Source organism: Paractinoplanes rhizophilus, from assembly GCF_042664765.1.
GTDB classification, from domain to species: Bacteria; Actinomycetota; Actinomycetes; order Mycobacteriales; family Micromonosporaceae; genus Actinoplanes; species Actinoplanes rhizophilus.
On record NZ_JBHTBJ010000042.1, the window covers coordinates 20,445 to 37,588 of the forward strand.

General features: G+C 70.7%; 11 protein-coding genes and 1 pseudogene. 4 read left to right on the plus strand and 8 right to left on the minus strand.

Going from position 1 to position 17,144, the window contains the following annotated elements:
- Positions 1-31: 31 nt before the first annotated feature.
- The gene (locus ACFQS1_RS34130) at positions 32-1,060 is read left to right on the plus strand and encodes a sulfite exporter TauE/SafE family protein (RefSeq protein WP_378976142.1); all 1,029 of its coding nucleotides are present in this window, start codon (positions 32-34) and stop codon (positions 1,058-1,060) included.
- Between the two features lie 636 nt (positions 1,061-1,696).
- On the plus strand, positions 1,697-4,108 hold the full coding sequence (locus tag ACFQS1_RS34135) for a putative bifunctional diguanylate cyclase/phosphodiesterase (RefSeq protein WP_378976143.1): 2,412 nt from the start codon (positions 1,697-1,699) through the stop codon (positions 4,106-4,108).
- Here the strand turns inward: ACFQS1_RS34135 and pulA are convergent.
- The 4 genes from pulA to ACFQS1_RS34155 form a co-directional block, all read right to left on the minus strand.
- Complete coding sequence (pulA, locus tag ACFQS1_RS34140) at positions 4,042-9,462, minus strand: pullulanase-type alpha-1,6-glucosidase (protein ID WP_378976144.1); 5,421 nt, start codon at positions 9,460-9,462, stop codon at positions 4,042-4,044. The two genes, ACFQS1_RS34135 and pulA, sit on opposite strands and share 67 nt — an antisense overlap.
- 100 nt (positions 9,463-9,562) lie before the next feature.
- Positions 9,563-10,414, minus strand: a complete 852-nt coding sequence (locus tag ACFQS1_RS34145; protein WP_378976145.1) for a sugar ABC transporter permease — start codon at positions 10,412-10,414, stop codon at positions 9,563-9,565.
- Positions 10,411-12,018, minus strand: a complete 1,608-nt coding sequence (locus ACFQS1_RS34150; RefSeq protein ID WP_378976146.1) for an ABC transporter permease subunit — start codon at positions 12,016-12,018, stop codon at positions 10,411-10,413. The genes ACFQS1_RS34145 and ACFQS1_RS34150 overlap by 4 nt, the downstream gene beginning before the upstream one ends.
- On the minus strand, positions 12,018-13,277 hold the full coding sequence (locus ACFQS1_RS34155; protein ID WP_378976147.1) for a sugar ABC transporter substrate-binding protein: 1,260 nt from the start codon (positions 13,275-13,277) through the stop codon (positions 12,018-12,020). The genes ACFQS1_RS34150 and ACFQS1_RS34155 overlap by 1 nt, the downstream gene beginning before the upstream one ends.
- Positions 13,278-13,441: 164 nt before the next feature.
- Here ACFQS1_RS34155 and ACFQS1_RS34160 point away from each other — a divergent pair.
- Positions 13,442-13,579, plus strand: a pseudogene (locus ACFQS1_RS34160) (LacI family DNA-binding transcriptional regulator); the annotation flags it as partial.
- A 101-nt stretch (positions 13,580-13,680) separates the two neighbouring features.
- Here ACFQS1_RS34160 and ACFQS1_RS34165 read toward each other — a convergent pair.
- The 3 genes from ACFQS1_RS34165 to ACFQS1_RS34175 form a co-directional block, all read right to left on the minus strand.
- A complete protein-coding gene (locus tag ACFQS1_RS34165; RefSeq protein WP_378976148.1) occupies positions 13,681-14,298 on the minus strand; it encodes a DUF5134 domain-containing protein in 618 nt (205 codons plus the stop codon).
- Positions 14,299-14,408: 110 nt separating this feature from the next.
- Positions 14,409-15,263, minus strand: coding sequence for a TIGR03560 family F420-dependent LLM class oxidoreductase (locus ACFQS1_RS34170; RefSeq protein ID WP_378976149.1), 855 nt, complete (start codon positions 15,261-15,263; stop codon positions 14,409-14,411).
- Positions 15,264-15,266: 3 nt separating this feature from the next.
- Positions 15,267-15,632, minus strand: a complete 366-nt coding sequence (locus tag ACFQS1_RS34175) for a nuclear transport factor 2 family protein (protein WP_378976150.1) — start codon at positions 15,630-15,632, stop codon at positions 15,267-15,269.
- Between the two features lie 59 nt (positions 15,633-15,691).
- Between ACFQS1_RS34175 and ACFQS1_RS34180 the strand changes: the two genes are divergently transcribed.
- Positions 15,692-16,318, plus strand: a complete 627-nt coding sequence (locus ACFQS1_RS34180; protein WP_378976151.1) for a TetR/AcrR family transcriptional regulator — start codon at positions 15,692-15,694, stop codon at positions 16,316-16,318.
- On the opposite strand, the gene ACFQS1_RS34185 is transcribed toward ACFQS1_RS34180, so the two are convergent.
- Positions 16,319-17,143: a hypothetical protein gene (locus tag ACFQS1_RS34185; RefSeq protein WP_378976152.1), complete on the minus strand. Its 825-nt coding sequence runs from the start codon at positions 17,141-17,143 to the stop codon at positions 16,319-16,321.
- Position 17,144: the final 1 nt, after the last annotated feature.

Here is a 17,144-nt window from a genome sequence, read left to right on the forward strand (position 1 = left end):
AAGGTGGGTGTTCGTCGGCGAGACTCGCCCGATGGATCTCACCCTGGCGCTCGCCGGTCTGGGCGTAGGCATCGTCGTCGGCCTGACCGGCATGGGCGGCGGCGCCTTGATGACCCCGATCCTGGTCCTGGTCTTCGGCGTGCCGCCGATCGCCGCCGTCTCCAGCGACCTGGCCGCCAGCGCCGTGATGAAGCCGTTCGGCGGTTTCGTGCACGCCCGGCGCGGCACCGTGAACTGGGCCATGGTCGCCTGGCTCTGCGCCGGCAGCGTGCCCGCGGCCTTCCTGGGTGTGCTCCTGCTCCGCCTGCTCGGCGACGACGCGAGCGTCCAGCGGACCATCCGGATCTGCCTGGGCGCGGCCCTCGTCCTGGCCGCGGCCGGCCTGCTGATCAAGTCCTGGACGTCCCGGCGCCGGCCCGCCTCGTCCGAGCCCGCGCCCCAGATCAAGGTGAAACCCCTGCCCACCGTGCTGCTGGGCGCCGTGGGCGGCCTGATCGTCGGCCTCACCTCGGTCGGCTCCGGCTCCCTGATCATCGTGGTGCTGCTGGCGATGTATCCGAAGCTGCGCGCCAACGACCTGGTCGGCACCGACCTGGTCCAGGCGATCCCGCTGGTCACCTCGGCGGCGCTGGGCCACGCCCTGTTCGGCGACCTCAAGCTCGACCTGGCGGCCGCGGTCCTGATCGGCTCGGTCCCCGGCGTGCTGATCGGCTCCCGCATCTCGTCCCGCGCCCCGGCCGGGCTGGTCCGCTCGGCCCTGGTGATCGTGCTACTGGCGAGCGCGCTGAAGCTGTTCGACGTCCCCACCGCCGCGGTCGGGGTCATCTCCGGGCTGGCGGTCCTGGTGGCCGTCGCGTCCGGGTTGTGGGGCCGGCTCCGCCCGGCCGCAACCACCGAGCCGACCGCAACCACCGAGCCGACCGCAACCACCGAGCCGGCCTCGACCGCCGAGCCGACCGCATCCGCCGAACCGACCGCAACCACCGAGCCGACCGCGGCCCCGGAACCCGCCGTCCGCCTCCGCCGCACCGGCCGGCCGCAGCCCGCGCGCACGCCGTAGCCCCCGCGCTTCCCCACAGTAAGCAAAGCCTTCGAAGACCATCGCCCGACCGGCGGCGGGCAATGGCGCGCAGAGCGTCGGGAGCAAGGCTCTCGCCCGGGCCGAACCGGGGGCGGGGGTCCGGACCGCGTCTGCGTGTCGGGGCCGTCGAGGCGGGACGCGGGTCGGCGTCGGCTTTGCGACCGGGACGACCAGCCCGTTCGCCAGACTTTGCTCTGCTTACTGTGGGGAAGCGCGCAGCCCTGCCTCCGCTTACCGCGAGGAAGCAGAGCAAGGCGTTCGCTTACCGCGAGGAAGCAGAGCAAGGCGTTCGCTTACCGTGAGGAAGCAGAGCAAGGCGTCTGAAGCCCCGGCGCCCCCGCGGGGGCTTGGGGCGTCAGTGTGTTACCAACCGCGTCGCCGCCCGGGCCCGCCGTCGCCTTCCGCCCGCTGTCGCCCCCCGCCCGCCGTCGCCTCCCGCCCGTCGTCGCCTCCCGCCCGCTGTCGCCTCCCGCCCGCCGTCGGCACCCGGGCGCGGGCCGTCGACCCGGCCGCGCTCGCCGTCGGGCGCGGGCCGCCGGCGGTTTGTCGCCGGACGGAGTGCTCATGCGCCGCGGTTCGCCGCCGAAGAAACAGGGCGGGAGATGGGACAGGTGAATGGACGTACGGCACAAGGTGCTGGGTGCCTTCCTGGCCGCCGCGGCGCTGGTCGCGGTCACCGGAGCGGTGGTGCTGCAAGCCAACGCGGCCGCGGCGCGCGACGCCGCGGTCAGTGCCGCGGAGCAGGTCGCGCGGGGCATCTCGCGGGACGTGGCGCTGGGTCTTCCGCCCGACCGGATCGGCGGGACCACCGCGCCGCTGTTCTACAACCCGGGGGCGCTGGCCTCCTACCTCCTGCGCCAGCAGGAGACGCAGAACCGGGACATCGTCGTCGTGGATCGGTTCGGGCGGATCCTCGCCGATGCCGTGCCCGACGAGGTCGGCACGACCTTCGCCGAGGACCCGGACGGCGAGGTCGCGGCCACCATCGAGGACGGCCGGACCAGGCTGTTCGAGGAGCGCAGCGACGACTCGTCGGAGCCGATGCTGCAGCTGGTGGTGCCGATCCTCGGGCCCACCCATCGGGTCAACGGCGCGGTGATCCTCGAGTATACCCAGCTCTACGACCAGATGATGGCGGCCACCAAGCCGGCCCGGCGGGCGATCATGGCGGCCGTCCTGGTGTGCGTGCTGCTGGTGGCGCTGCTGGGTGCGGCGATCGCGGCGTCGATCACCCGGCGGATCACCTCGCTCACCCGGGCGGTGCAGGTCATCCGGGACGGGGACTACTCGCGGCGGGTGGCGCTCAAGGGCCGGGACGACATCGCCCGCCTCGGGCACGCCTTCGACGACATGGCCGGCCGGCTGGAGCGGTCGGCCCGCGAGATCCTGGCCAAGGAGTACACCGACAGCATCCTGGCCAACGCGGGCGAGGGCATCTGCGGGGTGGACGCCGGCAACCGGATCACCTTCGCCAACGCGGCGGCCGGGCGCATCACCGGGCTGGGGGTGGCGGGGGTGCTCGGGGCCGACGCCGCGCTGATCCTGCCGGCGGCCGACGAGGGCGAGGGCGAGGGGACCCTGCACCGCCCGGACGGGACCACGGTGCGGGTGGCGTACACGACAAGCACCATCACCAAGAACGGCGCGCGACTGGGCGCGGTGGTCGTGCTGCGCGACGTCAGTCGCCAGCGCGCGCTCGAGCGCGACCTTCGCCATCAGGCCCTGCACGACGGCCTGACCGGGTTGCCGAACCGCAAGCTGTTCCTCGATCGGCTGGCGCACGCGATGACCCGGGCCCGGGCGGCCGGTGACCGGGTGGCGGTGCTCTACCTGGACCTCGACGGGTTCAAGAAGGTCAACGACTCGCTCGGGCACAACGCCGGCGACCAGCTGCTGCGCACGACTGCCGAACGCCTCGTCGCGGCGCTGCGCCCGCAGGACACCGTGGCCCGGCTCGGCGGGGACGAGTTCGCGGTGCTGCTCGAGGACGCCGGCGAGGCGGCCGTGCGGGGTCTGGCGCGGGCCTGCCTGGACGCGCTGAATCAGCCCTTCCTGGTGCGGGGCCGCACGGCCGTGGTCTCGGTGAGCATCGGCATCGTGCCGGACGCCGAGCAGCACAGCGACGCCGACGACGTGCTGCGCGACGCCGACGTGGCGATGTACGCGGCCAAGGCCAAGGGCAAGGGCTGCTACCAGGTCTTCGAGAGCCGGATGCACGAGGAGCTGCTCGACCGGCTGGACAGCGAGTCCCGGCTGCGCGACGCCGTGCACCGTGGCGAGCTGCGCCTGCACGTCCAGCCGGTGGTCGATCTGGCCGGCGGGGGCGTCGCCGGCATGGAGGCGCTGGTGCGCTGGGCCGACCCGGAGCGCGGGCTGCAGCAGCCGGGCGCGTTCATCCCGCTGGCCGAGGAGACCGGCCTGATCGCGGAGATCGACCGCTGGGTGCTGTTCGAGGCGTGCCGGGCGGCGGCGGACTGGCCGGACACATGGGTGAGCGTGAACCTGTCGGCGGCCACCCTCGACCTGCCCGACCTCACCGACCGGGTGGCCTACGCGCTGTCCACCACCGGGCTCTCGCCGCGCCGGCTGGTGCTGGAGCTGACCGAGACGGTGCTGATGCGCGACGTCACGGTCACCTCGGCGCGGCTGGAGGAGCTTCGGGAGCTGGGGGTGCGCATCGCGATCGACGATTTCGGCACCGGCTACTCGTCGCTGGGCTACCTGCGCGACATCCCGGTCGACGTGCTGAAGGTGGACCGCTCGTTCATCGACGGCCTGGCCGGCAACGCGCGGCAGCAGCAGCTGGTCAGCGCGGTGATCCAGCTCGGGCACACGCTCGGGCTCAAGGTGGTGACCGAGGGCGTGGAGACCGCGGACCAGCTCCGGCTGCTGACCCGGATGGGGGCCCGGTATGCCCAGGGCTACCACCTGGGCAGACCGGGCCCCGTCGAGGAGCAGGGTCAGCTTTCGACGAACACCGCGACCGTCCGGGCGGGGACCGTGAACGTGCCGGACGACTTCGTGTAGGAGGCCGTGCGGACGACCGGATCCGCCGAGGCCCGCTGGACGGGATGCAGGGTTATCCGCTTCCCGGCCAGCGCGGCCACGGTCGGGGTGGATGGCGCCGGGGTGGCGTTGAAGACCACGGTCACCGACCGCCAGTTCCGGTCGATTCCCCGTCCGTCCAGGGTCATCACGATGACCCCCGGGGTCTCGGCCGTTCCGGAGAGCGGGAACCGCAGGCGCTTCTGCACCTCGGCGGCGGCCGCGAGGCCGAAGACCGGCGAGGAGCGGCGAATCCGCAGCAGCTCCTGGTAGGTCTGGTCGGCCTGGTCGATGGCGTCGCAGCCCGGCACCAAAGAGGCGTCAGCGAGCAGCGGGCGCGCAAAAACCCATTTGTCGGAATTGTCAGCTGCGGGCGGCAGGCCACGGCCAAAACCATTGCCGGAACCGCAATCCCAGATGATCTGGTTGAACCAGTCGCCCGAGTTGTACGAATTACGATCGAGCGACTTCGACCGCAGCCGCGACGAGCCCGCCGCGGCGAAGCCGACACCTTGCCCGAGAGCGGTGGTGGAAAGCGCCAGGGTTTGCATCCGGGCCCGATCGGCGGCCGGCGTCGCTTGCGGCAGCTTGTAAGCGAGCGCGTCGTACAGGATCTCGTTGTCGTGCGCGTCCACATAGGTGATCGCTTCGGCCGGCGAGGAGTTGTAGCCCGCCGGCGACCCGTTGTAGTCCACCTGCGAGCCGGTGACCGTCTCGCCCGAGGAGCTGACAAACTTGTAGGAGGCGAGATTGCCGCTGAGCCCGACCTTGATCAGATCCTGGTCGTGCAGCAGCCGCGCCTTCTGCTCGGCGGCCGTTCCGTTGGCCGGGTCGCCGTTCGGATCGGTGTAGAGCCCCGACGCGAAGCCTTGCAGCCGCGGGTCGGCGTCGAACGGGCCGCCGCCGCGGACGGCGTCGCGCAGCCGGTCGTTGAAGGTGCCGATCCCGGTGCCGGCCATGTTGGCCTGGGTGGCCTGGACGAAGCGCGCGTTGCCCGCGACCTCGCCGAAGTCCCAGCCCTCGCCGTACACGTAGATGTTCTTGCCGTCGACCCCGTCGCGGGCGACGGTCAGCCGATCGAGCGCGGCCCGCACGGCCAGGATGTTCGCCTTCGGGTGATGTCCCATGAGATCGAAGCGGAAACCGTCGACCTTGTACGCCTTCGCCCAGGTCACGACGGAGTCGACGACCAGCTTGCCCATCATCGCGTGCTCCGGCGCGGTGTTGGCGCAGCAGGTCGAGTTCGCCACCGTCCCATCGGCGAGCAGCCGCTGGTAATAGCCCGGCACGATCTGGTCGAGCACCGACTTCGAGTCGGTCCCCGCCGCCGACGTGTGGTTGTAGACGACGTCCATCACCACGCGCAGGCCGGCCTTGTTGACGCCGGCCACCATGTCGCGGAACTCCCGGGTCCGGTTGGCCGGATCGACGGCGTAGCCGCCTTCGGGCGTCGTGTAGTGCAGCGGGTCGTAACCCCAGTTGTAACCGTCATTCGCCGCCACGGCGGTGACACACGCCTGCTGCTGGTCGGAGTCCGGCGGCAGCGCCGCCAGATCGCACGCCGGCTGCTGCTGGTCGGCCCGGTTCTCCGGGATCGTGGCGAAGTCGAACACCGGCAACAGGTGCAAGTGGGTGACACCGGCCTTTGCCAGCGCGGCAAGGTGTTTCATCCCGACGGTGTCCGGGTTGGCAAAGGCCTCGTACGTTCCGCGCGCGGACGCGGGAACCGAGTTGTCGGCCATCGAGAAATCGCGCACCGACAATTCCGAGATCTGGATCTTGGCTGGATCGGTTGCGGCCGGCTTGCGCAAGGACGCCCAGCCGGACGGCGCCAGCGCCGGATCGGCCAGGTCGACGATCCGGCTCAGCTTGGAGTCGGCCGACAGGCCGAGCGAGTACGGGTCGGTGACCGATGCGGTGACGATCGTCCCGGCGGCCGGCTGCCACGCGGTGACCCGGTAGGTGTAGAACCTGCCCTTCCACGAGGACGGCCCGCGCACCGACCAGACCCCGGTCCGGTCGTCCCGCTTCATCGCCACGGTCGACGGCGACGAGCGGGGCGTGTCGTAAAGCTGCAGGTCGACGGTTCGCGCGGTCGGCGCCCAGACCGACAGCGTGGTGCCGACCGGCCCGAGGGCCGCGCCGGTCGCCGAGGCATAAAGATCATCGAGTACGCCCGCGGTCTGCACCCCGGTGGCCGACAGCAACTTTCCGGCCGCATCCCGCTCGGTGACGACCACCTGCCCGCGCAGGATGTGCGATTTGTTCGCGGCGGGAACGTCAAACGCGTCGTACTGCCACAGATGCGGGAACTTGGTGCGCTGGGCTTCGGTCAATCCGTCCCGGCGGGCCGACAGGGCGATCTCGGAATAAGCCCCGGAAAGCTCGCCGTCGGCCACCCCGATCCCACCGGACGGCGAATACACCAACGCGTACTTCTTCCCATCCGTCGAATCGGACGGCTGCCACGCGATCGTGCCCCGGTCGATCCAGACCGCCGACTCCTTGGTCAGGTCGATCACGCCGCCCGCGCCGGCCTTCCGCACCACCGGCAGCAGCCGGTCGGCCACGCCGCTCAGCAGCCAGATCTCCCGGCCGGCCGAGGCGAAGTCGAGGCGCTGGTCGTCCGGCAGATCCTTGGTGCCTCCCTTGTGGACGATGTAGCTCAGCCCGGTCGCGCCGGCCGCCAGCGGCACCCGGAACGTGACGCCGAAGGAGTCGGTCGCCGCCGGCGGCAGCGGCGATCCCCAGTCGGTCCCGGTGGCCGCGCCGTCCCAGACGTGTAACCCCCAGCCGCTGTAGTCGCCGTCGGCCCGGCGGTAGTGGATGATCGCCGTGTTCTGGTCCTGCGGCGGGGTGTCCATGGTGGTGTACACGGCCGGATCGCCCTGCTTCAGCCACACCTCGGGGTTCGTCGAGGGGTCGAGCGACCGGTCGGCGTCGACATCCTTGACGCCGTCCTTGCCGACCACGATGAAGCCCATGCTCTTCGCTCCGGGCTTCAACTTCACAAAGGCAAATTTCCCGTACGCGTCCTCGCCGGCGAACGGCTGCCCGGCCGGCCAGGTGGTCGCCATCGAGTCGTCGACATCGCCCCACACGTAGAGGCCGTAGTCGTCGTACCCGCCGGCCGGGCGCTGGTAGTGCACGACCGCATAGCCGGGGCTGGTCGAGACGACCGGGGTGCCGACGGCGATCGCGGTGGTGGCGGACGCGAGGCGTCCCTTGCGGTCGCGCACCACTGCCTTGTACCGCACCGTGGTGCCGCCGGCCAGCCCGTCGAGGTCGTGGTAGATCGTGTACGGCGCGCGGGTGGCGGTGCCGACCAGCTTCCACGGCCCGTCGCCGACCTGGGCGGCGAGCGTGACGGTGGCCAGCGGGTCACCGGTGACCTGGGCGGTCACCTCGGCGCGGGTGGGCACGAGCGCGCCGGCCGCCGGCGAGGTGATCGTGACGGTCGGCTTCGCCGTGGGGGCGGCCGTCGGCGACCCGGCGCGCAGCACCAGCGTGGACAGCGCCGGCACGGTCACCGTGATCTTGCCGAATCGCGACGGGATGACGGCGCTGCCGCCGTAGATCGTGCGGAAGTTGCCGGCCGACGAGACGTCGAAGGTGACGGTCTGCGCGGTGGTCGCGCTGTTGGCGGCGACGACGTATTCGGTCTTGCCAAGCCGGGAGGCCGCGAAGACGCCGGGGCCGGTGGCCGCGTACCGGGTGATCTGCTCGCCGTCGGTCAGGCCGGGGTTGGCCTTGCGCAGCGCGGCCAGCGAGGCGATCGTGCGGTAGAGCGGGTGAGCGGTGTTGAAGTTGTCGACGGCGTGGGTGCGGTCGGTGCCGATCAGGTCGTCGTCGAGGTAGTCGGCGGTCTTCGAGGCGAACATGTCCTGGCGGGCGTCCTTGTCGCCGCCCGGGCCGGTGAAGCCCTGCTCGTCGCCGGAGTAGACGACCGGCTGGCCGCGGGTGAGGAACATCAGCTCGTGCGCGAGCTGGTCCCGCTTCAGATAGCTGGCGGCGTCCGCGCCGCTGGACTCGATGAACGAGCCGATCCGGCCCATGTCGTGGTTGCCGAGGAAGGTCGGGAGCCGGTCGGCGCCGGTGTCGCGCGCGGTGTAGAGCGGGTCCTTCGCGTACACGTCGGCAAGCCCTTGCGCCGAGCCGGCGCCGGTCACGAAACCTTTCGCCGCCTCCTGGAAGGAGAAGTCGAGGGTGGCCGGCAGCCCGCCCCGGCGCACGTAGGTCGACTCGATCTCCTGGTCGGCGCTGTAGACCTCGCCGAACATGAAGAAGTCCCGGTTGCCCGCGGCCGCCTTGATCCCCGCGCTGAACTGGGGCCAGAAGTCGAGATCGGTGTGCTTGACCGTGTCGAGCCGGTAGCCGTCGATGCCGGTCGCGCCGATCCAGTCCGCGTAGATCTTGGTCATCCCGCGCACGACCTCGGGACGCTCGGTCCACAGGTCGTCCAGGCCGTAGAAGTCGCCGTACTCGCTGTTCTCCCCGGCAAAGGTCGAGTTGCCGCGGTTGTGGTACATCGTCAGGTCGTTGAGCCACGACGGTACCTTCACGCTCGCGTCCGATCTGGACTGGAATATCGGCGTGTAGGGGAACGATGCCGCGGAGACGCGCGGGAAGCCGTTCTTGCCGTCGGCGTAGTTGCGGTCCTCGAAAGCGCGGCCCTGGCTATCGCGATAGGGCGACGTCGTTTTGTCGATGTAAACAGGATTGTCTTCAGTCGAATGTTGGGTGGTGGGCGGGGCGGTTGGATGGTTATTTTGGGCGTACTGGATCACGTCGGCGGTGTGGTTGACGATGATGTCCAGGTAGATCTTCATGCCCCGCCGGTGCGCGAGCTGGACCAGGCGCTTGAGGTCGGCGTTGCTGCCGAAGTGCGGGTCCACCTGGGTGAAGTCGGTGATCCAGTACCCGTGGTAGCCGGCCGAGATGTCGTCGCCGCTGCCCTGCACGGGCCGGTTCTTGAAAACCGGGGCGAGCCAGATCGCGGTCGTGCCGAGCCCCTGGATGTAGTCCAGCTTGTCGATCACGCCCGGCAGGTCGCCGCCGTGGTAGAAGCCCTTGTCGGCCGGGTCGTAGCCGGTCTTGAGCCGATCACCGGTCAGGCCGCCCTTGTCGTTGGCCCGGTTCCCGTTGGCGAAGCGGTCGGGCAGGACGAAGTAGTACTGCTCGGAGGTGTCGAGCCGATCGCTGCCCCAGCTCGCGATCGCGGCGTCGCCCAGCGGCGGCGCGGGCGCGGCCGGCCCCGCTTCGGCGGGCACGGCGACCAGGAACGGAAGGAACAAACTGAGCACCGCGGTGGCCAGCCGCCGTCGTTTCGCGACCACACTATCCCCCTTATGGACCACGCTGTCCCCCTTACGTAGCTGTGTACAGCGGCTTGCCGCCGCCGTAAAGGCTCGCCCGGCTCGAGTTGCCGGGCGGCGCTCATCCCTTGACCGCACCCGAGGTGAGGCCCTCGACGATGTAGCGCTGCAACATCTGGAAGACCAGGACGGTCGGGATGGCGGTGAGCAGCGTGCCGGCGCAGAAGATGCCGAAGTTGGTGTTGCGCTGCTCGGCCGCGACCAGCCCCCACAGGCCGACCGACAGGGTCTTGGCGCTCGAATCGGTGAGAAAGATGTTGGCGAAGATGAACTCGTTGATGGTGCTGATGAAGGCCAGCAGCCCGGTCACCGCGAGCACCGGGGCCACGAGCGGCAGCAAAATGCGGAAGAAGACCTGTACGTGCGAAGCGCCGTCCATCGTGGCCGACTCGTCCAGCTCGCGCGGGACGGTGTCGAAGAAGCCCTTCATCAGCCAGGTGCCGACGCCCAGCGCTCCGCCGAGGTACAGCAGCACCAAGCCCCACCAGGTGTTGAAGCCGATCACCGGCCAGTAGTCGGTGATCGTCGCGAACATCAGGAAGATCGCCACCACGGCCAGGAACTGCGGAAACATCTGAATCAAGAGCAGGGACAGCAGACCGGTACGGCGTCCGCGGAAGCGCCGCCGGCTGAACGCGTACGCGGCGAGCGCCGAGATGAAGACGGCGACCGCCGAGGCCGTGCCCGCGATGACCACCGAGTTGAGGAACCACTGCCCGAAGTCGGTGTCGTGGAGCAGCTTGCCGAAGTTGCCGAACGAGATGCCGTCGGTGGGCACGAGGGAACTCGACGACAGGGTGCCGAGCGGGTTCAGCGCCGACGAGACCACGAACAGGATCGGACCGAGCGAGAAGATCACGGCCAGCACGCCGACGAGATGCCGCCAGCCGACCCGGGTCAGCCACCGCTTCACGCGTACACCTCCTCTTGTGCCCTGGTCCTTCGGAAGGCGATGGCGGAGACCGTTCCGACGATCAGGAAGATGAAAATGGAGATGGCGGCGGCGTAGCCGTATTGCGCGCCGGAACCGCCGAAGGCGAGCCGGTAGGTGTAAGTGATCAGCAGGTCGGTGGCGCCGTTGGCGGGGTTGTCCGGCGCGAACGGGCCGCCCTCGGTGGTCAGGTAGATCGCGTTGAAGTTGTTGAAGTTGAAGGCGAACGACGAGATCAGCAACGGCGTGAGCGCGACCATCAGCAGCGGCAGCACGATCCGCCGGAAGCTCTGCCAGGCGCCGGCGCCGTCGATCCGGGACGCCTCGCTGAGCTCGGCCGGGATCGCCTGCAGCGCGCCGGTGGTCACCAGGAACATGTACGGATATCCCAGCCACAACTGCACGAGCAGCACCGCGATGCGGGCCGTCCAGGCCTGGCCCAGCCAGTCGACGTCGGTCCCGAAGAACGTGTTGATCAGGCCGAAGTCCTTGTTGAACATGTCCCGCCAGACCAGCAACATCGCAAAGGCCGGCATCGCGTACGGGAGGACGAGCACCACGCGGTAGAGGTTGCGGCCCCGGACGCGCTTGCCGTGCAGGGCGACCGCGACCAGCATGCCGAGCAGGAACGTGCCGCCGGTGGAGCCGACGGCGAACGCGAAGTTCCAGATCAGCGTGCGCAGGAACGGCCCGGAGATGTCCCGGTCGGTGACCACCCGGGTGAAGTTGCCGAACCCGACATCGACCTTCCAGCCTTGCGCAAGCCGCTCACCGTCTTGCGCGCTGATGAAGGCGCCGGCCCTCTCGTCGGCCGTCCAGGTCTCGCCGCTGGTCGTGTCGCGGATGCAGTCGCACTCCGGCTGGTAGACCCGCCCGGCCTTGCCCTCGTAGGCCCGGGACAGCCCGGACGAGCGGATCGCGCCGCCGTCGACCGGGACCGCGAGGGCGGTGATCTCCTTGCTGCGCAGCGAGGCCTGGCCGGCGGTGAGCACGGTGTAGCCCTCGGCCGCGGTGACCTTGCCGCTCGCGGTCACGGTCACGTCGTCCGCATTCAGTGGCTCGAGGCCGTCGGCGTCGCCGGCCGACACGACTTTCGTGGCCGGGTCGGTGATCAGGAAGACGAGCGGACCCGTGGCCGCGTCGCCGGTGGTCGCGATGCTCAGGGCGTACGTGATGGAACCCGGCACCTGCGTGACGGACGCGGTCTGAATGGCCACGACGGCCTCTTCCTTCGTTCCCCGGTGGCCGTCGCCGTAGTTGGTGAAGGCCGTGCTCGCGGTGTAGAGCACCGGGAAGATCTGGAAGACGATCAGCAGGAGGGTGCCGGGGGCCAGGTACTTGGCGGGGATGTGCCGGGGGGTGAGGTAGAGCCAGAGCAGGACGGCCGTGGTGACGACGAGGATGCCGAGGCCGAGCCACGACTCGTGCTCGACCAGGGGGAAGGCGGCCCAGATCGCGATCGCCACCACGAGTCCGAGCAGGACGATCTTGACGCTGTTACCGGCCACGCCGCTTCCGCGGTGTTCCGGCTTCTTCTCGGGGGCGGGGAGGGCCCGGGTCACGGGCCCTCCGAGCTGCGTCGTCATTACTTGGTGATGGAGCCGGAGATCGTCTTGCCGGCCGCCTCGATGGTCTTGGCCGGGTCGGCGCCGCCGACCACCGCGGCCTCGGCCTTGCCGAACGGGTCCCAGATCGCCGCCATCTCGGGGATGGCCGGCAGCGGGATCGCGTTCTTACCGGCCTCCTGCCACTTGGCGAGGTCCGGGTCGCTGCCCTTGACCTGGTCGAACGCGGCGGTCAGCGCCGGCGGCCGGGGCTCGGCCTGATAGAGGGCCACCGCCAGGTCGGGGGTGGTGACGTAGTTGGTGACGAACTCCTGCGCGAGGGCCTTGTTCTTGCCCTTCGCGGCGACGTAGAAGGTCTGCACGCCGAGGAACGGCTGGGCCGGCTTCCCGCCCGCGAACGGCGGGACCGGCGTGATGTCGTACTTGATGCCGGCCTTCTTGACGTCGGTGACCGCCCACGGGCCGCTCACCAGGAACGCGCACTTCTTGCCGGTGAAGGTGGCGATCGAGTTGTCCGAGGTGATCGAGCGCTTGAGGGCCTTGCTGCCCTTCTCGCCGAGGGCGGCGATCTTCTTGAACGCGGCAACGCTCTCCGGCTTGCCGACGCCCAGGTCCTTCGGGTCGTAGTCGCCGGTCGCGGTGGTGCCGAACAGGTAGCCGCCGGCACTCGAGTACAGCGGGTAGAGGTGGTAGGCGTCGCCGGTCTGGCCGACCTGCAGGCAGAGGATCTCGGCCGCCTTCTTGCCGCTGACCAGCTTCCGGCCGGTGGCGACCAGGTCCTCGATGGTCGCCGGGGCCTGCGGGGCGAGGTCGGTGTTGCGGATCAGGGCGAGGTTCTCCGTCGCGTACGGGACGCCGTAGACCTGGCCGTTGAAGGTGACGGCCTTCAATGCGTTCCCGGCGATGCCGGCCTTCTGCTCGGCGGACAGCTGGACCGGGTCGATCGCGCCGTTCTGCACGAGGTTGCCGATCCAGTCGTGCGCGCCGACCGTCACGTCCGGGCCGCTGCCCTGCTGGGACGCGGTGACGAAGGTGGTCTGCTGGTCCTTCGAGATCGCCTGGATCTTGACGGTCACGCCGTTCTCGGCGCCGAACTTGTCGGCGAACGGCTTGAGGGCGGCGGCCCGCTTGTCGTCGGCCCAGATCACCAGTTCCCCCGCTGCCGCTTTCGCGCCCGGATTGTCGGTCGCGGTGGTGGATTTGTCACTTTTGCCACCGCACCCGGCGGCGAGCAGGGCGAGGGTGAGGGCGCCGGCCACACCCGCGGCACGGATGCGCATAGGGGTCTCCCTGGGTTTGCGTGTGAAAGGGGTTGCCGCGACCGACCATCGATGGATCGACTTGTGTCGGCCGTGTTGCGGGGACGCTAGCAAGCACTTGCATCTTTTGGAAGACCTTGCAGAATCATGACGTGCAACCCGTCCTCAGGGTGTCCCGCGCTCGCATGTCCGACATCGCCCGGCAGGCCCGGGTCAGCGAGGCGACCGTGTCCCGCGTCATCAACGACCGGCCCGGCGTCTCCGCCGAGACCCGGCAGGCGGTGCTGACCGCGCTCGACGTTCTCGGCTACGAACGGCCGGCAATCCACCGCGATCACCGGGGACCGCCATGCCCACCCGCCGCGTAACTTCTTGCGGGATTTGCACGATATGCCACCGCTTGGTGAACCGGTTCGGCAAGTTTTCAGGCCATCGCCAGCAGCGCCAGCCCCATCGCGGCGCTCATCATTGCGTGGCAGAGCGCCGGCCAGTGCGGCGTGGCCCCGTGCGGGCCGGCCGGCGCGAGCCGCATCCCGCGCGCGACCCACCACAGCGCGGCGGCCACCAGGTAGCCGCCGAGGGCCGCGCTGACCCAGGCGGCGGCCGGCCCGATGTCCGGTCCGGTGGCCGGCCCGATAGCCGGTTCGGCGGTCCCGAGGTGGTGCTGGTGCGGGGCCGGCATCGCCACGCTCATCCACACCATCGCGGCCGCCGACGTGGCGAAGTACACCGCGGCCGCCCCCGCCGCCGTGCACACCGGCCACCGCACCCCCGGCTCGGCGAACCGCCACCCGCCGGCCCGGACCGCCCGCGCCGCGAACCATCCCGTCGAGACCGTGAAGCCGGCCGCCCACACCCCGGCCGGAACCCCGCCGCCCCACGGCCAGATCATCACGATCATCGAACCGCCCATCAGCAGGTGCAACGCGTCGGAGATGCGTTCCGCGCCGGCGCCCGGCCGGAGCAGGCGGGCGAGGTGGAACCCGGTGGCGACCGCGAAGGCCAGCGTCAGCGACCATCGCAGGGACTCGAGACCGATCATCGTGGGACGTACCTCCCGCGCCGTCGTTTCCGGCCTTCCGGCCACGGTAGACGGTCGAGATCCACAGGTCAGTACGGCGAGCGGGCGATCATCCTCGGCCGGGGGATTTCTCAGACGGCGGTGGCGGCGGCCAGGCGTTCCACGTCGGCGACGGTCAGCGGGCGGCCGCGGGCGATGACCACGACGTGGCCGATCCCGTACGTCTTGAGCGTCGCGCAGCGCTCGGCGAACCGCTCGGCCGGCTCGCCGTCGCCGAGCGCGGTGCTCACCGTCTTGACGATCTCGGCGTCGTCGCGGCCGATCTCGGCGCAGTGGTCGCGCAGCACGGCGAGCTTGTGCCGGATCGTCGCGCCGCCGTCCGGGATGTCGAACAGGTTGCAGGCGTCGGCGTACCGCGCGACCAGGCGCAGCGTCCGCTTCTCCCCCACTCCGCCGATGAGGATCGGCGGGCGTGGCGCGGTCACCGGGGCCGGGCTGCTCACCGGGCGTTCGAGGCGGGCGTGGACGCCGTGGAACGGCGCGGTGTCGCCCCGCCACATCTGCGCGGCGAGCCGGATCGTGTCCTCCAGGTGCTCGTAGCGCTCGCGTCCGGACGACGGCAGCGGCAGGCCCATGTCCCGCGCCTCCTCCTGCTGGTAACCGGCGCCGACGCCCAGCCAGGCGCGACCGCCGGAGAGCACGTCCAGCGTGGTCACGGTCTTGATCAGCAGGGCCGGCGGGCGGAACGTCACCGGGCTGACCATGGCGCCGAGCCGTACCCGCCGGGTGGCCGCGGCGAGGAAGGCGAGCACCGCGTAGGCCTCGAGCATCGGATCGGTGTCGGCCGCGGCCGGGTCGGCCTGGAGCAGGTGGTCGGTAGCCCAGACGGTGTGCAGGCCGAGCTCGTCGGCGGCCCGGCCGAGATCGGTCAGCGCCGCCGCCGCGTCGCCGGCCGGGTACGAGGTGATGCTGATGCTCACGTCCATGGCTCACGCCGCCGTCGTGTATTGCACGGAGGCGAGCTGCCACCGGCCGTGGTCGCTCGCCCAGACCTGGCTCACCCGGAACCGGCCGAGGATCCGCTCGCCGTGGTAGCGGCACTCCGACTCGACCAGGTCGAATCGGATGCCGGTCGCGTCGTACGTGCGCACGGCGGACTCCACGACCTCGAGGGAAACCTGCTCGTACGCCTCCTCGCGGTGCGCCCCGATCCAGCTGTCCCGGGTGATCGTGTACCCCCGCGGCCCGGTGATGACGGCGTCCGCCGACACCAGATCGGTCAGCGTCTGCCAGTCGCCGGCGAGCAGCGCCTGGTTCACTCGATCCTGCAAGTCGTTGACCTTGTTAGCATCCATAGAGTTACTCTAAACTTAGAGTCACTCGAAAAACAACCTCGAACCGGAGCGGAGGCGCGGTGGGACTGCGCGAACAGAAGAAGGAGCGCACCCGGCGGCACATCGCCGACACGGCCTGGGCGCTCATCGCCGACCACGGGTTCGCCCGGGTCACCGTGGCCGGGATCGCGCGGGCCGCCGAGGTCTCCGAGGCCACGGTGTTCAACTATTTCGCCACGAAGGAGGACATCTTCTTCTTCCGCCTGGACGAGCACGGTGAGCGCCTGGTCCAGGGCGTGCTGGAGCGCCCGCCCGGCGAGTCGGTGACGGCGGCGTTCCACCGTCTGCTGCTGGCCCAGGGCGGCCTGGTCGAGCAGCTCGACGGCGACCCGCACGCGCTGGCCCGGCTGCGCACGGTCAACCGCGTGGTGGCGGAGAGCCCGGTCCTGCAGGGCCGCGAGCAGATCTCCCTGACCCGCACCGCGGAGCTGCTGGCCACCGCCCTCGCCCGCACCGGCCCCGGCGACCGGCTCACCGCACGGGTCGTGGCGCACGCCCTGATCGCGGTGCAACGAGCGCTCGTGCTGCAGGTCCGCGAGGCGGTGCTGGCCGACGAGCTGCCGGGCGGTCTGGCCGACCGCCTGGCACGCTCGGCGGCGGAGGCGTTCGCGCTGCTCGAGCGCGGCTTCGGCGACTACGGCGCCTGATCAGCAGCCGAGCCGTTTGCCGGCCAGGGCGATGTCGTCCATCCAGAGGTCGAACGCGCCCGGCGTGGTCCCGCCCTGGTAGAGCTGCCAACCGATCTTGACGGTGTCGACCGCGGGCAGGACGAACGGCACCTGGTTGCCGCCGTGGTCGGCGGTGGACGCGGTCAGCTCCGGGTTGGCCACGCCGTCGATCCACACGGCGACGCGATTGTCGGCCGGGTCGAGCATCCACTCGAAGCACTGCCAGGTGTCCTCGACCGCCGGGGCCGATTCCCGCCAGTTGGTCCAGTCGCCGGTCGGCCCGCCGTCCGCGCCGACACCCCAGAAGACGCCCGGGACCGTCGGCGCGTACTGCCCGCCGATCGGCCGGACCACTTCCGGGCTGCCGGTCCCGGTCGCCTCGACCAGCGTGAAATGCGCCCAGTCGGGGGCGACCGGGAAGGCGTCGACCCGCAGCCACATCCGGCCGTAGAACCGGTTGCCGGGCGCGGCGAAGTCGTCGACGCGCAGGAACGCGCGCCCGTTGTCCACCGTGTGCAGGTGCAGCACCTGGTTGCCCCGGCGCCCGCGCTCGACCGCGAGGGTGCCGTGGCGCGTGTCGACGCCCCAGTTCAGCGTGCTGGGACCGCCGAGCGGCAGCCGCTCGAAGTCCTCGCAGAACAGCAGGCCACGCCCGCACGACCCGTGGTGCGCGGCGCCGCCGGAAAGGCCCGGGCCGCCGGGCGAGCCCGGGGCGCCGGACTGGCCGGACGCGCCGGCCGGCACGCTGCCGGTCACGGAACCGAACACAACGGCGGCGGCGAGCACCGCAACGAGGTGGCGCATG